Origin of the sequence: Solimonas flava DSM 18980 (assembly GCF_000426685.1) — a bacterium.
GTDB lineage: Bacteria > Pseudomonadota > Gammaproteobacteria > Nevskiales > Nevskiaceae > Solimonas > Solimonas flava.
The window spans coordinates 281,846-297,773 of sequence record NZ_KE384553.1; the positions used below are offsets into that span (position 1 = coordinate 281,846).

A 15,928-nucleotide genomic window follows, 5' to 3' on the forward strand; every position below is an offset into this window, starting at 1 on the left:
GCTCCTTTACGACGCGCGCGCGGCGACGACGAAGAGGCCGATCACGCAGGCGATGGCGCCGAGCCAGACCAGCGAGCGCAGCGTCGCGCGGTTGGCGATGTAGCACAGGCCGTACGCGATGCGCAGCGCGACGAAGGCCAGCGCCAGCAGGTCGGCGGCGGCGCTCGGGCCGGCGACGACGTGGGCGATGAGCACCGCGGCGGCGAACGGCGGGAACGCTTCGAAGCTGTTGAGCTGCGCCCAGTGCGCGCGCTTGCGCCAGCCGGCTGCCTGTTCGAGATACTCGCGCGGCGCGGCATTGTCGAAGCGGCGGCTCCACTTGGCGGCCAGCGCGAACGGAAACGGCAACAGGGCCGCGGCCAGCACGCACCACAGGGCGATCGTCATCTTCGGTGTCCCCCGACGTTGTTGTGATGGGCCGAGCATAACAGCCGGCTCGCCGCCGGCTGAGCGGCCGCAGCGCGGCGCGCCTCTGGCGCAACGGCGGCGGTCGCCTTGCCGCCGAGAAGGCGCCGGCCACGCCCGGGCGGGCAGGTTCCGGGGAACACGGCCGGCGCGGGGCAGCCATCATGCCGCGCGGCAAGCGCCAGCCTGGCCGCTCCGGAAAGCCGTTTTCTGCGCTTCAGTTTCACGATGTCGCTCCGTGTTCGGCCCGCTTCGGGCCGGGAGCGAAATTCTGGCGGGGAGGGTGAAGGCTTTCCTCTGGCGGGGCGCTCAGACCCGATACGCGCCGAACTTCATCAGCCTGGCGACCTGGCGCATCAGGCCGCGCACCGGCGCCGGCAGCGGCTGGCCGCCGGCCTGTTCGGCTTCGTGGCCGTGGCGCTCTTCGTCGCGGCGCATGGTTTCGAGGATGGCGCGGCCGCGCGCGTCGGTTTCCGGCAGCTGCCGCAGGTGCTCGCCGAGGTGCTCGGACACCTGGCGCTCGGTCTCGTGGACGAAGCCGAGGCTCCAGGCGTCGCCGCGCAGGCCGGCGAGCGCGCCGATCGCGAACGAGCCGGCGTACCACAGCGGCTGCAGCTTGCTCGGCGCGTCGCCGAGCTCGTCGAGGCGTTCCTCGCACCAGCGCAGATGATCGTGTTCCTCGCGCGCCGCTTCGAGCAGGTGGCGGCGGGTTTGCGGATTGCGCGCGGTCAGCGCCTGGCCGTGGTACAGCGCCTGCGCGGCGATCTCGCCGGCGTGATTGACGCGCATCAGGCCGGCGACGTGGCGGCGCTCGGCTTCCGGCAGTTCGGCGTCGCGCTGGCGCGCCGCCGGGTTGGCGCGGCCGGCGCCGCGCTCGCGCTCGGCGAGCAGCGCCAGGCCGCGGCCGAGCAGCGACAGCAGCGGATCGACGGGACGTAACTCGCGGTCGGCGTGAACGGCAGGGGCTGCGGCGCTCGGTTTCATGGCGGCGATTCTAGGGCCTGCGTGCGGCGCCTGCGCAAGCCGGCCGGACCGGCGCGCGGCAGGCGGCGGCGCCGGTCTCGTAGAATGGGCGCTTTCCGACGCAGGACGCCTCGTCCTTCCACGCCGTGCAGCTCAAAGCCAGCCAGCTCGCCTCGCATCTCGCCAAGGGCCTCGCGCCGATCTACTTCGTCGCCGGCGAGGAGCCGCTGCTGATGCAGGAGGCGCTCGACGCGATCCGCGCCGCGGCGCGCAAGGCCGGCTACAGCGAGCGCGAGGTGTTCGACGTCGAGCGCGGCTTCGCCTGGCAGCGCGTGATCGAGGCCGGCGCCAGCCTGTCGCTGTTCGCCTCAAGGCGCATCGTCGAGGTGCGCATGGCCGCGGGGCCCGACGACGAGGGGCGCAAGACCCTGCAGGCGCTGGCCCAGCGGCCGCCGCAGGACGTGCTGCTGATCGTCGTCTGCGGCGCGCTCGACAAGCGCCAGCGCGAGGCGCCGTGGGCGCGGGCGCTCGACACCGCCGGCGCCAGTCTCTACCTGTGGCCGGTCAAGCCCGAGGAATTCGTGCCCTGGCTCGACGCGCGCCTCAAGGCGGCGGGCGTGCAGGCCGACGCCGAAGCGGTGAAGCTGCTCGCCGAGCGCACCGAGGGCAATCTGCTGGCCGCCGCGCAGGACGTCGAAAAGCTCAAGCTGCTGTTCCCGGGCGAGCGGATCGGCGTCGAGGCGCTGGCGCAGGCGGTCGCCGACAGCGCGCGCTTCGAAGCCTTCGATCTCAACGACCGCATCCTCGACGGCGACGCCGTCGGCAGCGTGCGCAGCCTGCAGCGCCTGCGCGAGGAAGGCCTCGGGCCGCTGGAAATCCTCGGCGCGCTGTCCTGGTGCCTGCGCTCGCTGGCCAAGGCTTCGATCCAGTACGCGCGCCTGCGCGATGCCGGCGCCGCCTGCGAGGCGGCCGGCATCTTCCGCGCGCAGCAGGCCAAGTACCTGCGCGCACTGCCGCGCGTGCGGCCGGCCGAGGCGCTGACCTGGATGCGCCGCGCCGCCAACGTCGACCAGATGGTCAAGTCCGGTCAGGAGGCGGCGGCCTGGGAAGAATTGCTAACATTGATCCTCGCCGCCAGTGGGGCGGCCCCGCGTCCACAACGTTCATGACTTCCGCTGCAAAACCGGTTCGGGCGAAGGCCGACAACATCGCCGCCTACATGCACGAGCGCGGCGCCAAGGCGCGCGCCGCCGCGCGCCTGCTGGCGCGTGCCGACACCGGCACCAAGAACGCGGCGCTGTTCGCGCTCGCGCAGGCCCTGCTCGACGACGCCGAGCGCATCCTCGAAGCCAACGCGCAGGACATGCGCGAAGGCCGCAACGCCAAGCTCGACGCGGCGCTGCTCGACCGTCTCGAACTGAACCCGAAGCGCATCGAGGCGATGGCCGACGGCGTGCGCCAGGTCGCCGCGCTGCCCGATCCGATCGGCGAGATCAGCGACATGAAGCTGCGCCCGTCCGGCATCCAGGTCGGCCACATGCGCGTGCCGCTCGGTGTGGTCGGCATCATTTACGAATCGCGGCCGAACGTGACGGCCGACGCCGCGGCGCTGTGCCTGAAGTCGGGCAACGCCGCGATCCTGCGCGGCGGCTCGGAAGCGCTGCGCTCGAATCTCGCGATCGGCCGCTGCATCGAGCGCGCGATGATCGAGGCCGGCCTGCCGAAGGACGCCGTGCAGATCCTCGACATCACCGACCGCCGTGCGGTCGGCGAGATGGTGGCGATGCCGCAGTACGTCGACGTCATCATTCCGCGCGGCGGCAAGGGCCTGGTCGCGGCGGTGTCGGAGTCGGCGCGCGTGCCGGTCATCAAACACCTCGACGGCATCTGCCACGTCTACATCGACGCCGACGCCGATCTCGAGAAAGCGGTCGCCGTCGCCGTCAACGCCAAGACGCAGCGCTACGGCACTTGCAACACGATGGAAACGCTGCTGGTCGACGTGCCGCTCGCCGCGCGCGTGCTGCCGACGCTCGCCGAGATCTACGTCGAGGCCGGCGTCGAGCTGCGCGGCTGTGAGCGCACGCGCGGCATCCTGGCCGAAGCCAAGGCGGCGACCGAGGAGGACTGGCGCACCGAGTATCTGGCGCCGATCCTGGCGATCCGCGTCGTCGACGGCCTCGACGCCGCGATCGAGCACATCAACACCTACGGCTCGCAGCACACCGACAGCATCGTCACCGAGAACCTGAGCAAGGCGCGCCGCTTCCTGCGCGAAGTCGATTCGAGCTCGGTGATGGTCAATGCCTCGACGCGCTTCGCCGACGGCTACGAGTACGGTCTCGGCGCCGAGATCGGCATCAGCACCGACAAGTTCCACGCCCGCGGTCCGGTCGGCCTCGAAGGCCTGACCTCGCTGAAGTGGATCGTGCTCGGCGACGGTTCGGTCCGCTAGTGCTCGATCACGTCGGCCTGGTCGTCGCGGACTACGAACGCAGCAAGGCGTTCTACCGCGCGGCGCTGGCGCCGCTCGGCTTCGAGCTGCTGATGGAGCTGGCGCCGCCGGTGGTCGATCACGCGCACGGCGGCTTCGGTGAAGCGCCGAAGCCGGAATTCTGGATCAGCGCCGGCGGCGGCGATGCGCGGCCGAACACGCCGCCGGTGCACGTCGCGTTTCGCGTGCGCACGCGCGCCGAGGTCGACGCTTTCCATCGCGCGGCGCTCGCCGCCGGCGGCCGCGACAACGGCGCGCCGGGCCTGCGCCCGCACTATCACCCGAACTACTACGGCGCCTTCGTGCTCGATCCCGACGGGCACAACATCGAGGCGGTCTGCCATGCGCCGGCCTGAGTGCTCCGCGTGAAGGCGATCGGCGTTTTCGGCGGCGCGTTCGCGCCGTTCCACAACGGCCATCTGCGCGTCGCGATCGAGGCGCGCGAGCGGCTCGATCTCAGCCAGGTGCGGCTGATCCCGACCGCGCACGCGCCGCATCGCCCGGATTCGCGCGTCTCGCCGCAGCGCCGGCTCGAATGGGTCCGCGCCGCGGTGCGCCGCGAAAAAGGGCTGATACCGGACGAGCGCGAGATCATGCGGGCCGGGCCGTCGTACACGGTCGACACGCTCGAGGAACTGCGCCGCGATTTCCCGCGCGCCTCGCTGATCCTGCTGATGGGCGGCGATGCCTTCCAGCACTTCCATCTGTGGCGGCACTGGCAGCGCATCGTCGAGCTCGCCCATGTCGCCGTCATCACGCGGCCCGGCAGCGAGCCGCAGCCGAGCATCGAATGCGCGGCGCTGCTCGGCGCGCGCCGCGCCGACGGCGCCGAGGCGCTGCACGCGCGCGAGGCGGGCCTGTGGCTGCCGCTCGAAATGCCGCCGCTCGATATTTCGTCGACCCGCATCCGGCGCCTGCTGGCGCAGCACCGCTCCGTGCGCGGCCTGGTCCCGGATGCGATACTGAACGCCATGACCGCCGCCGATCTCAAGGCGCTGACGCAGGACAACGATGCGACCCAACATTAAAAAACTCGACCCGCTGGCCCGCCTCGCCTACGAGGCGCTCGACGACCTCAAGGGGCAGGACATCACCGTGCTCGACGTGACCAAGCTGACGACGGTCACCGACACCATGATCATCTGCACCGGCACCTCGAACCGGCACGTGAAGTCGCTGGCGCAGAACGTCGCCGAGGAGGCCAAGCACGCCGGCTACCAGCCGCTCGGGCTCGAAGGCACCGAGCAGGGCGAGTGGGTGCTCGTCGATCTCGGCGGCGTGGTCGTGCACGTGATGCAGGTGCAGGCGCGCGCGTTCTACCAGCTCGAAAAGCTCTGGGCGGTCGCCGACGAGGCCGAGGCGCCGGTCGAGGCCAAGCCGAAGAAGAAGCCGGCCGCGAAGAAGGCGGCGACCGGGAAGTCGAAGCCGGCGGCCAAGCCGGCGACGAAGAAGGCGCCGGCCAGGACGGCGGCGAAGAAGCCGGCCGTCAGGAAGGCGGCGGTCAAGAAGGCCGCCAAGCCGGCCGCGAAGAAGGCGCCGGCCCGCAAGGCGACGCGCAAGTAGGCCGGACGCCGCTGGCGCGCCGATGCGCATCTGGCTGATCGCGGTCGGCACGCGCATGCCGGATTGGGTGCAGACCGCCTACGCCGACTACGCGGCGCGCCTGCCGCACGAGTGCCGGCTGGAGCTGGTCGAGATCGCCCCGGCGCAGCGCGGCAAGAACGCCGACATCGCCCGCGCCAAGCAGCAGGAAGGCGAGAAGATCCTCAAGGCTCTGCCGCGCGACGCGCTGGTGGTCGCGCTCGACGAGCACGGCCAGCAGCTGAGCAGCACCGACTGGTCGCGCGAGCTCCAGCAGTGGATGCAGTCCGGCCGCGACACCGCGCTGCTGATCGGCGGGCCCGACGGCCACGCCCCGGAGGTGCTGGCGCGCGCCGACCGCAAGTGGGGGCTGTCAAAGCTGACGCTGCCGCATGCGCTGGTTCGCGTGTTCGTCGCCGAGCAGCTGTTTCGGGCCTGGAGCCTGCTCGCCAACCACCCGTATCACCGCGGCTGAAGTCGGCGCGGCGAGCTCGCGCCCGGTCTCACGCCCGGTCTCAAGCCCAGTCGCCGCGCAAGGCACGCACGCGCTGTTCCAGATCGGCGGCGCTGACCTGCTCCGGCGCGACCGGCGCCTCGGCGACCAGCTCGACGCGCGACCAGAAGCGGCTCGGCAGGCGCATGCGGGCGAGGAAGTTGTTGCGGCTGAAGAAGCTGCCCCAGAGCCCGCGCAAGGCCATCGGCACGACCGGCGCCGGCGTGCGCGCGACGATCTTTTCGATGCCGCTGCGGAATTCGCCGATCGCGCCGTCGCGCGTCAGCTGGCCCTCCGGGAAGATGCCGATCACTTCGCCGGCCTGTAGCGCTGCGGCGATTTCGTCGAAGGCCTGGTGCATCAGCGCTTCGTCTTCGCGGGCCGGCGCGATCGGGATCGCGCGCGCGGTGCGGAAGATGAAGCTGAGCACCGGGATGCGGAAGATCTTGTGGTACATCACGAAGCGGATCGGCCGGCGCACGTTGCCGCCGATGATCAGCGCGTCGACGTAGCTGACGTGATTGGCGACGACGATCGCCGGCCCTTCGTCTGGGATGTGCTCGAGGCCGGTCTTGCGGATGCGGTAGAGCGTGTTGATCAGCAGCCACACCAGCAGCCGCATCAGGAACTCGGGCGCCAGCGTGTAGATGAAGACGGCGACGGCGGCGTTCATCAGCGCCGTGGTCAGCAGCAGCTGCGGAATCGTCAGGCCGAGCTTGAGGTAGACGATCGCCAGCAGCGCGGCGATGACCATGAACAGCGCATTGAGGATGTTGTTGCCGGCGATCACGCGCGAGCGGTGCGAGGCCTCGGTGCGCAACTGGATCAGCGCATACAGCGGCACGATGTAGAAACCGCCGAACACGCCGGTCAGCAGCAGATCCCAGGCGACGCGGTGGTTGGCGGCGGACGACAGGAACTGCAGCGCACTCTGGCCCGCGACCGCCGCCGGGCCCGGCGCCGCGAAGAACAGGTCGATGCCGAAGATCGTCAGGCCGATCGAGCCGAGCGGCACCAGGCCGATCTCGACCTTGCGACCGGACAGGCGCTCGCAGAGCAGCGAGCCGATGCCGACGCCGAGCGAGAAGATCGTCAGCAGCAGGGTGACGACCGATTCGTCGCCGCCGAGATACTGCTTGCTGTAGTTCGGCAGCTGCGACAGGAACATCGCGCCGTAGAACCAGAACCACGAGATGCCGAGCACCGACAGCAGCACGACGCGGTTGCCGCGCAGGAAGCGCAGGTTGTCGCGCGTCTCGGTGTACGGGTTCCAGTTGATGCGCAGCCCCGGGGCGGCCGGCGGCGCCGGCGGGATCGCGCGCGCGGCGAGGTAGCCGGCGACCGCGATCGCGACGATCGTCGCGCTGACCCAGGTGCTGCCGTGTCGCGCGATCAGCCAGCCGCCGGCCATGGTGCCGAGCAGGATCGCGAGAAAGGTCGCCGCCTCGATCATGGCGTTGCCGCCGACCAGCTCTTCGTCGCGCAGGTGCTGCGGCAGGATCGAGTACTTGACCGGCCCGAACAGCGCCGACTGCGTGCCCATCAGGAACAGCACCGCCAGCAGGAACGGCAGGGACTGCAGCGCGAAGCCGGCCGCGGCGAACAGCATGACGGCGATCTCGAACAGCTTGGTGAAGCGGATCAGGCGCGCCTTGTCATACTTCTCGGCGATCTGGCCGGCGCTCGCCGAGAACAGGAAGAACGGCAGGATGAACAGCCCGGCGGCGAGATTGACGTAGAAGTCGATCTGCGCGGGCGACAGGCCGACGATGCCGAAGCCGACCAGGATCACCAGCGCGTTCTTGTAGACGTTGTCGTTGAACGCGCCGAGCGCCTGCGTGACGAACAGCGGCGCGTAGCGCCGCCTGCCGAGCAGCGCGAACTGCGAACCGTTGTGGTCCGATGCCGGCATCGATACTCCCCGTTATCCTTGTCTGCGATGCGACAGCATATCGGTTCGTCCGCGCGCGTTTGTTAGGCTGTTCAACCATCACGAGCATGAAAGAGGAGCGTGAAAGCGGCATGGCGAAGAACGCGGCCTGGCTGCTCGGCGAACTGCCGGAACTCGAGCGCGCCGGCGTCATCGACGCGCCGACCGCGGCCCGGCTGCGCGCGCGCTATGCCGACGCGGCGCAGGGCGGCGGCGCGCTGGGCCTGTCGGCGATCCTCGGTGCGCTGCTGGTCGGGCTCGGCCTGATCCTGCTGGTCGCGCACAACTGGGATCAGTGGAGTCGCGGCCTGCGCCTGTTCATCACCGCGCTGCCGCTCGCCGGCGGACAGGCGGCCTGCGTCTACGCGCTGTGGCGGCGGCCGCTGTCGCAGGCCTGGCGCGAGGGCGCGGCCGCGTTCACGGCGCTGGCCTTCGCCGCGGCGCTGGCGCTGGTGGCGCAGATCTTCCAGTTCGGCGGCGATCTCGATCGTTACCTGCTGAGCTGCGCGCTGGTCGCGCTGCCGCTGGTCTACGCGCTCGACGCCAGCCTGCTCGCGGTGCTGGTCGGCGCCGCGCTGCTCGGCTGGGTCGGCGCGCAGGACGGCGCCGCGCGCGCGCCGCTGCTGGTACTGCTCGCCTACGCGACGCTGCTGCCGCACGCGATATCGGTGTGGCGTCGCGACCGCGGCTCGCTGCGCAGTGTGCTGCTGATCGGCTGGCTGGTGCCGCTATTGTTCGCGGCGCTGACGGTGGCGATGCCCTGGGTCCGCCACTACGGCTGGCTGTGGATCGGCGCGTGCGCGCTGCTGCTGATCCTGCTCGACGACGGCCTCGGCGGCGAACGGTCGCTGGTGCGCCGGCCGCTGCGCGCCTATGGCGAACTCGGCTGGGCATTGGTGGCGCTGGCCACGACGTTCCCGGAGTTCTGGCGCGAGCACTGGCTCGCGCGCTACGCCGATGGCGCGCTGCTGCAGGCCGGCGTCGTGCTCGGGCTGGTGCTCGCGGCGGCGGGCCTGCTCGCGCTGCATGCGCTGTGGCGGCGGCAGTGGCTGCTGGCGGCGCTGGCGGTGCCGGTCGCGGCACTGGCGCTGACGCAGGGGCACGCGCCGCCGGCGGTGCCGCTCGCGGTGTTCTTCAACGCGTATGTGCTGGCGATCGGCGTCGCCGTGATCCAGGCCGGTCTGCACACGCGCCTGCTGCGCCTGGTCAGCAGCGGTCTGACGCTGATCGCGGTGCTGGTCCTGCTGCGCTTCTTCGGCGGCGAGTGGTCGTTCGTGGCACGCGGCGTCGCCTTCGTCGCCACCGGCCTCGGCTTTCTGGCGGCGCATGCCTGGCTGCGCCGCAAGGTGCGTCCGTGAAGCGCCCGGCGTTCGCGTTCGCGCTGCTGGCGGCGGCTGCCGTGCTGCAGTGGGCGGGGCCGGTCTCGCTCGCCGTGCAGAGCGAGCGCACGCTGCGCGAGGGCACGCGCTATTACCTGCGGACCGCGCCGGTCGATCCGGTCGACGCCTTCCGTGGCCGCTACGTGGCGCTGTCGTTCGAGGGTCTGCGCGTCGCCGTGCCGGCCGGCGCCGGTCTGCAGGCCGGCGATCGCGTCTGCGTGCCGCTGACGACCGGTCCCGACCGTTTCGTCCGCTTCGGCCCGCCGCGGCGCGAGCCGCCGGCGCAGGGCGATTATCTGGTCGCCCGCATCGCCTGGATCGATGCCGCGCAGGTCGCGACGCTGCGCCTGCCGTTCGACCGTTACTACCTCGAGGAGCGCGCCGCGCCGGCGGCCGAGCGCGCCTATCGCGACGCCCATCGCGCCGGCGCGGAACGCGGCGACGCTTACGTGTCCGTGCGCGTGCGCGACGGTCACGCGGTGCTCGAAGAGCTGTTCATCGGCAACGTGCCGGTGCGCCGCCTGCTGGCGGCCGGCGGCGGCTGAAGGCCGACGCCGCAAAAAGCCGCGGGCCGGATCGCGGCGCCGCGGCTTGATCCGGGGGCGGACCCCGGAGCCTAGTACGCGAGTGCCGGCCAGGCGCCGACGTCGACGATGGTGACGTTGATCTCGCCCGGCGGCGAATGCACCTGGATCCAGCGCGTGCCGCTGCCGGCCGGCAGGCGCGCGACGGTATAACGCCAGTCGAGATAGACCATCTCGGCGCCGAGCGCCTGCAGGCCGCGGCGGTAGAACCAGTGGATTTCAGTGACCGGACGCGAAGCGTCCGCGCGCGCCGGCGTCCAGGTCTGGCGGCAGACCGCGCCGTGGACGCGTACGTCCTGCCAGCCGTCGTCCTCGGCGACGCGGATCTCGGCGATGCCGCTTGCGGACGGCGGCTGTGGCCGCGGCACGGCGACGTAGTGGGACGGTGCCGCCAGGCCGCAGTCCTGCGGGGTCGTCGCCGCCGGGCGGCCGACGGCGGCGAGCAGGGCGAACGCGATCAAACTCTTCATGTCCGGCTCGGGTCGGGACTTCAGAAGTCGTATTCGAACTGCAGCGTGTAGAGCTTCAGCGCGCCGGCGCTGCTCGAACGCAGCAGCTCGCCGTTGAGGCCGACGTGGAAGCGTTCGGCGAAGCGCAGGTCGAAGCCGAGCCCGGCGTCGAGGCCGAGACCGCTGTCGCGCGAGCGATAGCTGCGCTGCGCGGTGTGCAGCTCGGTCTCGCTCGTCCACCAGTAGCCGCCGAGGCGCGGCGTGAACGACAGCGGTCCGGCGATCGGAAAGCGCAGGCGCAGCGCGGCGAGCACGGCGTCGCCGCCGGCCGGCAGCTCGTCGGCGAGATCGTCGACCAGCGTGTGGCCGTTGCCGAGATCGCCGCTGACGTGCGCTTCGGTCTGGCCGAGGCGCAGGTAGCCGAGTTCGAGGTCGACGCTCGGCGTCCAGTGGTAGCCGCCATAGAGCACGCCGCCGAGATCGCGGCGGTCGTCGACATGGGCGGTGACGGCGTGGCCGTCGTTGCGCAGCGCGCGCGTCAGGCTGGCGCTGTCGATCCCGGCGTCGCTGAGACCGACGCGGGTGCCGAGGTACCAGTCGCCGGCCGCGGCGGCGCCCGGCAGCATCGCGGCGGCAAGGCCGAGCGCGGCCAGCCACGCGGTGCAACGCTGCGCCTTGCGGCGCAGCGTTGCGAACAGCCCGAGCACGGCGAGTAGCGGCAGGCCCAGCGCGCCACCGCCGCGCTCGACCTTGCCTTCCTCGCCCGGCAGCGACTGGCCGTCGTTGTCGACGATCGTCACCGTGGCGGTCGTGCGCTCGCCGAGCGTGGCGCCGCCGGTCGCGGCGCTGAGCTGCACCGAGAAGGTCTCGTTGTTCTCGTCGAGGCTGTCGTCGGTGATCGCGACCGTGAAGGTCTTGACCGCGGCGTCGCCGTCGGCCCAGGTGAGCGTGCCGTCGGTGGCGCCGTAGTCGCTGCCGGCCTGCGCCGTGCCGTTCGCCGTCGCGTAGCGGACGCTGACCGCGCCGCTGCTGCCGCCGTTGCGGGCGACACTGATCGTCACGGTGCCGGCGCCTTCGTTGACCGTGTAGGTCGCGGCGTTGAGCTGCAGGCTGCCGCTCGGCGGGGTTTCCGAGGCGAGCACGGTGAAGCCGTTCTGCAGCGTCGCGAACGGACCTTCGGCGGTCTGGCCGCCGCTGACGTCGCGCGCGCCCGGCGTCGCTGTCGCGTCGATCGTCACGCGCGCGGTGGCGCTGGTGGCGCTGGTGACCTGGATGTTCGACAGCGTCACGCCGTTGCCGATCTCGAAGCGGGAATCGAAGCTCATGAAGCCGATACCGGTCAGGGTGACGTCGAAGCTCTCGCCCTGGCGGCCGCTGTTCGGCTGGATGTCGGTGATGTTGAACTGCGCGATGTCGGGTACCTCGCCGAACGAGGTGCCGGTCTGCAGCACGGTGCTGGCGCCCGGCGCCAGCGTGCGGTTCCACTGCAGCGCCGCGCCGTTGTCGATGCACTCGTCGAGCACGACGTTGTCGAGCTGCCCCTGGCCGATCAGCTGCCAGATCTCGCTGTAGCCCTTCGCCGAGTAGGCGTCGGCCGGCGTCTGCGGGATCAGCAGGATGTAATAGTCCGAACCGCCGGCCGCCGCGGCGCCGAGCGTCTGCGCGGGCGGGCAGTTCTTGCCGCCGGGGCTCGACGAGTTGGTGTCGAAGTACGGGATGCCGCTGTCGTCGTTGGCGAGATAGATGTCGCCGCCGAGGAAGACCTTGAGGTCGCGGCTGACGGTGCCGGTGTTGCGGACCGTCCAGTTCATCGAATAGTAGTTGCGGCCGTTGACGTAGCTGAGCTGTACGGTCGCGCGCAGGCCGGTGGCGCCGACGTCGTTGACGACGGTGACGCGGTAGGGATCGTTGGCGCTGCCGGTGCCGGTGACGCCGCTCAGCGAGACCGGCGTCAGCACCTGGTACGGCTTGCCGAGCCCGCCGGCGAGGCTGCCGGTCGCCGTGCCGTTCGGATGCTCGCCGAAGTTCGGCGCATACAGCTCGCCGCCGGTGGCCAGGAACCAGCCGAAGTCGGCGGTATCTTCGCTCGTCTCCTCGCTGTCGCTCGGATAGAACTGCCCGACGCCGGGAACTTCGGCATTGAGGATCTGGAACGAGGCGTCGTCGCCGACGCGGATCGTCAGCGGGTTGCCGTTGATCGTCGTGACCTGCGGGGCGGCGGCGCGCGCGCCGAGCGCGAGCGAGGCCAGCAGGCCGAAAACACAGAATCGCCAGAACTGGCGCAAGACTACCGTGAACATTTGCATCATCCTCCTAACAAGGCCGTGAAGCCTTCGCGAAGCGCCGCGTCCGCGGAGAACGCGGCGGGTCCGGAAAGCCTCCCCAAACAGGGCCGCGAGGTTGACGGGCGGGGTCGCGGAAGTCCTGACAAAATCCTCACGCGGCGCTCACAGTGCGAAACAAGTCGCGGTTTTCAGAGCGATCGGGCGGCTTTCGCGTGATCGGGATCGCAGTGCAGCAGGCTGACCGGCGCCGGGGTCGCTGCCATACTCGCGACCCGCGCAAGGGGGATGGAGACGGTGACGGAGCTGGACAAGCCGATGGTCGAGCGCGTCGCGCTGCGCCGCTGGCGTTTCGGCGACTGGCTGCTCGACGAGCGCAGCCTGGAACTGCGTCACGGCGGTGAACCGGTGCGCCTGCACCGCAAGCCGATGCAGGTCCTGATGCATCTGCTGCAGCACGCGGGCGAAGTCGTCACCAAGGACGAACTGGCGGCCGCCTGCTGGCCCGGCCGCATCCTGTCCGACACGGTCCTGACGACGACCATCAACCGCCTGCGCGCCGTGCTCGGCGACGGCGGCGAGCTGGTCAGGACCGTCCACGGCTTCGGCTACCGGCTGACGGCGAACGTGACGGTCGAATGGGTCGGTGACGAGCTGCCGTCCGCCTTTGCGTTCGAACCGGGCGGCCGTCCGCCGCTGCGGCCGAACTGGACGCTGGTCGAGCGCCTCGGCGCCGGCGGCAGCGGCGAGGTCTGGCGGACGCGGCACGACAAGACCGGCGAGGAGCGCGTCTGCAAGTTCGCGCTCGACGGCGCCGCGCTGCGCGCGATCAAGCGCGAGATCACCCTGTTCCGGGTCCTGAAGGAAGGCCTCGGCGAGCGGCCGGATCTGGCCCGCCTGCTCGACTGGAATCTGCAGCAGGCGCCGTTCTTCCTCGAACTCGAATACGTGCCGGCCGGCAGCCTGCTGCAGTGGACCGAGGCGCGTGGCGGCGTGGCGGCGGTGCCGATCGCGCAGCGCCTGGCACTGATCGCGCAATGCGCCGACGCGCTCGCTGCCGCGCACGGCGTCGGCGTGCTGCACAAGGACCTCAAGCCATCGAACGTGCTGATCGCCGAAAGCGAGGGCGGGCCGCAGATCAAGCTGGTCGATTTCGGCAGCGGCGGGGTCGTCGATGCCGCGCGGCTGGCGGCGATCGGCATCACTCGTCTCGGCTTCACGGCGACGGTGGCGGCGGCCGACAGCACCAGCGGCACGCCGCTGTACCTCGCGCCGGAGGTGCAGGCCGGCCAGCCGGCGACCGTGCAGGGCGATCTCTACGCGCTCGGCGTGATGCTCTATCAGGCCGCGGTCGGCGACTGGCGCCGGCCGCTGGCGCCGGGCTGGGAGCGCGAGATCGACGATGAGGTGCTGCGCGACGACATCGCCGCGGCGGTCGACGGCGATCCGGCGCGGCGCCTGGCCGACGCCGCCGAACTGGCGCGGCGCCTGCGCCAGCTGCCCGGCCGGCGCGCGCAGCGCCAGGCCGAGCGGGCCGCCGCGGCGCGCGGGGCGGCACTGCAGCAGCGTCTGGCGCGCGTCGAGATCCACCGCCGCTGGATGGTCGCGCTGGCCGCCGTGCTGGTGCTCGGTCTGGCCTCGACGCTGCTGCTCTACTTCAAGCTGCTCGGCGCCAACGCCGGGCGCGAGCTGGCGCGCGACCGTGCCGAGCGCGAAGCCCTGGTCGCGCAGCAGGTCACCGGCTACATCGCCTCGCTGTTCGACGCCGCCGCGCCGGGCGAGAACGGCGGCAAGCCGATCGCGCCGCGTGCGCTGGTCGACCGCGGCCGCGACCGGCTCGGCGCGCGCTTCGCCGAGCAGCCGCTGGTGCGTGCCCGCGTGCAGGCGGCGCTCGGCGACCTGTACTGCAAGCTCGGCCTGCCGCTCGACTGCCGGCAGCAGGCCGAGCAGGCGCTGGCGCTGCAGCGTCAGACGCCGGGCGCCGATCCGCTGGTGACGGCGCAGCTGCTGCGCCAGCTCGCGCAAGCGCAGATCGACCAGGGGCTCTATGCCGAGGCCGAGCGCAGCCTGCGCGAGGCGGTCGCGCTGCTGGCGTCCGCTCTGCCGGCACGCGACGCGCAGCTCGCCGACGCACGGCGCGCGCTCGGCCAGGCGCTGTACTGGCAGCAGAAGCCGGCCGAGAGCGTCGCCGTGCTGAGCGCCGCGCGCGACGCGCTGCGCGACGCGCAGGGCCGCGACGGCGTCGAATCGGCCGCCGTGCTCGGCGCGTTGGCGACGAGCCTGTTCGACGCCGGCCGTCAGGACGAGGCGCTGGCGCTCGCCGCCCGGCAGCGGCACTTGCTGCAGCAGGCCTACGGCGCCGGCGATCTGCGCAGCGTCGAGGCGCTCGACGGCTACGCGAGCCTGCTCTGGCAGGCCGGGCGCAACGCCGAGGCCGAGGCCGCGCAGCGCGAGGTGCTCGGCGCCTACCAGCGCTACTACGGCGACGACAGCCAGCCGGTCATCACCGCCAAGAACAATCTCGGCGCGACGCTGAATTCGATGGGCCGCGTGCGCGAAGCGGCGCGCTGGATGGGCGAGGCGGTCGCCGCCGTGCGTGCGCGCGGCGACGACGACAGTCCGGACTTCGCCGTCGCGCTCGGCAATCTCGCGCAGATCCAGGAGCAGTCCGGCGACTACACCGCCGCGCTCGCCAACAGCCGCGAAGCCTATCGCCTGGTGCTGGCGCATTACGGCGAGGACCACCTGCAGACCCATCTGCAGCGCATCAATCTCGCCCGCACGCTGAGCTATGCCGGCCAGAGCGCGGCAGCGATCGCCCTGCTGCGGCGCGAGATCCCGGCCGGCCTGCAGGGCGAACAGGTGCAGTTCACGCGCGGCCGGCGCCTCAAGCAGCTCGCCGACGCCTACGTCGCGGCCGGCGACTTCGCGCGCGCCGAGGCCGCGCTGGCGCAGGCCGAGACGCAGTTCCGCAGCTACCTGCCGGCCGAGCACTGGATCTTCGACGTGCTCGCCGCCAGCCGCGCGCGCCTGCGGCTCGCGCAGCATCGCTATGCCGAGGCGCTGACGCTGCTGCAGAAGGTGGTGCCGGCCTACGAGCGGGACGAAAACCCGGAATCACCGGCGGTGCTGGTCGCCAAGATCGATCTGGCATCGGCGCTCGCCGGCGACGGACGCGGCGCCGAGGCGCGTGCGCTGCTCGAGATGATCCGCGTGCCGGTCGAGCGCGAACTGCTGCCCGTGCACCCCGCGCGCGTCGAGTTCGCGCGCCTGGCCGGCGCCGTTTCCTAGTTCATGTGGCGGTGTTTGCCGCGTGCGCCGCGGCGCACGCGAGGCTGGCGCGCCGCGACGGGCCGTCGGCGCGCCAT

General features: G+C 71.7%; 14 protein-coding genes. 9 read left to right on the forward strand and 5 right to left on the reverse strand.

Translation table 11 applies throughout. The annotated features are described in order from the left end of the window. Window positions 1–6 precede the first annotated feature (6 nt). Together K343_RS0119480 and coq7 are read right to left on the reverse strand one after the other, a co-directional pair. Window positions 7–387, reverse strand: a complete 381-nt coding sequence (locus K343_RS0119480) for an MAPEG family protein (protein WP_028009484.1) — start codon at window positions 385–387, stop codon at window positions 7–9. Between the two features lie 327 nt (window positions 388–714). Then, window positions 715–1,389, reverse strand: a complete 675-nt coding sequence (coq7, locus tag K343_RS0119485) for a 2-polyprenyl-3-methyl-6-methoxy-1,4-benzoquinone monooxygenase (RefSeq protein ID WP_211226345.1) — start codon at window positions 1,387–1,389, stop codon at window positions 715–717. A 125-nt stretch (window positions 1,390–1,514) separates the two neighbouring features. Between coq7 and holA the strand changes: the two genes are divergently transcribed. From holA to rlmH, 6 genes are read left to right on the forward strand one after another with little or no spacing between them, the layout of a single operon-like run. Then, window positions 1,515–2,537, forward strand: coding sequence for a DNA polymerase III subunit delta (gene holA / locus K343_RS0119490; protein ID WP_028009486.1), 1,023 nt, complete (start codon window positions 1,515–1,517; stop codon window positions 2,535–2,537). Then, window positions 2,534–3,823, forward strand: coding sequence for a glutamate-5-semialdehyde dehydrogenase (locus K343_RS0119495; protein ID WP_051278736.1), 1,290 nt, complete (start codon window positions 2,534–2,536; stop codon window positions 3,821–3,823). Before holA ends, K343_RS0119495 begins: the two co-directional genes overlap by 4 nt. Further along, complete coding sequence (locus K343_RS0119500; RefSeq protein WP_028009488.1) at window positions 3,823–4,218, forward strand: VOC family protein; 396 nt, start codon at window positions 3,823–3,825, stop codon at window positions 4,216–4,218. Before K343_RS0119495 ends, K343_RS0119500 begins: the two co-directional genes overlap by 1 nt. A 9-nt stretch (window positions 4,219–4,227) precedes the next feature. Next, window positions 4,228–4,890: a nicotinate-nucleotide adenylyltransferase gene (gene nadD, locus K343_RS0119505; RefSeq protein WP_245585254.1), complete on the forward strand. Its 663-nt coding sequence runs from the start codon at window positions 4,228–4,230 to the stop codon at window positions 4,888–4,890. Continuing rightward, the gene (gene rsfS / locus K343_RS25365; protein WP_043113181.1) at window positions 4,874–5,425 is read left to right on the forward strand and encodes a ribosome silencing factor; all 552 of its coding nucleotides are present in this window, start codon (window positions 4,874–4,876) and stop codon (window positions 5,423–5,425) included. The genes nadD and rsfS overlap by 17 nt, the downstream gene beginning before the upstream one ends. 22 nt (window positions 5,426–5,447) lie before the next feature. Beyond that, window positions 5,448–5,918 (forward strand): 23S rRNA (pseudouridine(1915)-N(3))-methyltransferase RlmH, encoded by a 471-nt coding sequence (rlmH, locus tag K343_RS0119515; protein ID WP_020649563.1) that lies wholly within the window; start codon window positions 5,448–5,450, stop codon window positions 5,916–5,918. A 40-nt stretch (window positions 5,919–5,958) separates the two neighbouring features. On the opposite strand, the gene K343_RS0119520 is transcribed toward rlmH, so the two are convergent. Next, window positions 5,959–7,848, reverse strand: coding sequence for an MFS transporter (locus K343_RS0119520; RefSeq protein WP_028009490.1), 1,890 nt, complete (start codon window positions 7,846–7,848; stop codon window positions 5,959–5,961). Between the two features lie 110 nt (window positions 7,849–7,958). Between K343_RS0119520 and K343_RS0119525 the strand changes: the two genes are divergently transcribed. Together K343_RS0119525 and K343_RS24835 are read left to right on the forward strand one after the other, a co-directional pair. Beyond that, window positions 7,959–9,224 (forward strand): DUF2157 domain-containing protein, encoded by a 1,266-nt coding sequence (locus K343_RS0119525; RefSeq protein ID WP_028009491.1) that lies wholly within the window; start codon window positions 7,959–7,961, stop codon window positions 9,222–9,224. Next, window positions 9,221–9,790 carry a GDYXXLXY domain-containing protein gene (locus K343_RS24835; protein ID WP_028009492.1) on the forward strand — a complete coding sequence of 190 codons (570 nt, stop codon included), beginning with the start codon at window positions 9,221–9,223 and terminating at the stop codon, window positions 9,788–9,790. The genes K343_RS0119525 and K343_RS24835 overlap by 4 nt, the downstream gene beginning before the upstream one ends. A 71-nt stretch (window positions 9,791–9,861) precedes the next feature. Here the strand turns inward: K343_RS24835 and K343_RS0119535 are convergent, their stop codons facing one another. After that, the gene (locus tag K343_RS0119535; RefSeq protein WP_028009493.1) at window positions 9,862–10,299 is read right to left on the reverse strand and encodes a hypothetical protein; all 438 of its coding nucleotides are present in this window, start codon (window positions 10,297–10,299) and stop codon (window positions 9,862–9,864) included. Window positions 10,300–10,319: 20 nt separating this feature from the next. Next, complete coding sequence (locus tag K343_RS0119540) at window positions 10,320–12,578, reverse strand: Calx-beta domain-containing protein (protein WP_161628926.1); 2,259 nt, start codon at window positions 12,576–12,578, stop codon at window positions 10,320–10,322. A 279-nt stretch (window positions 12,579–12,857) separates the two neighbouring features. On the opposite strand from K343_RS0119540, the gene K343_RS23735 reads away from it, so the two are divergent. After that, window positions 12,858–15,851, forward strand: a complete 2,994-nt coding sequence (locus tag K343_RS23735) for a tetratricopeptide repeat protein (RefSeq protein WP_161628927.1) — start codon at window positions 12,858–12,860, stop codon at window positions 15,849–15,851. The last annotated feature ends 77 nt before the right edge of the window (window positions 15,852–15,928 follow it).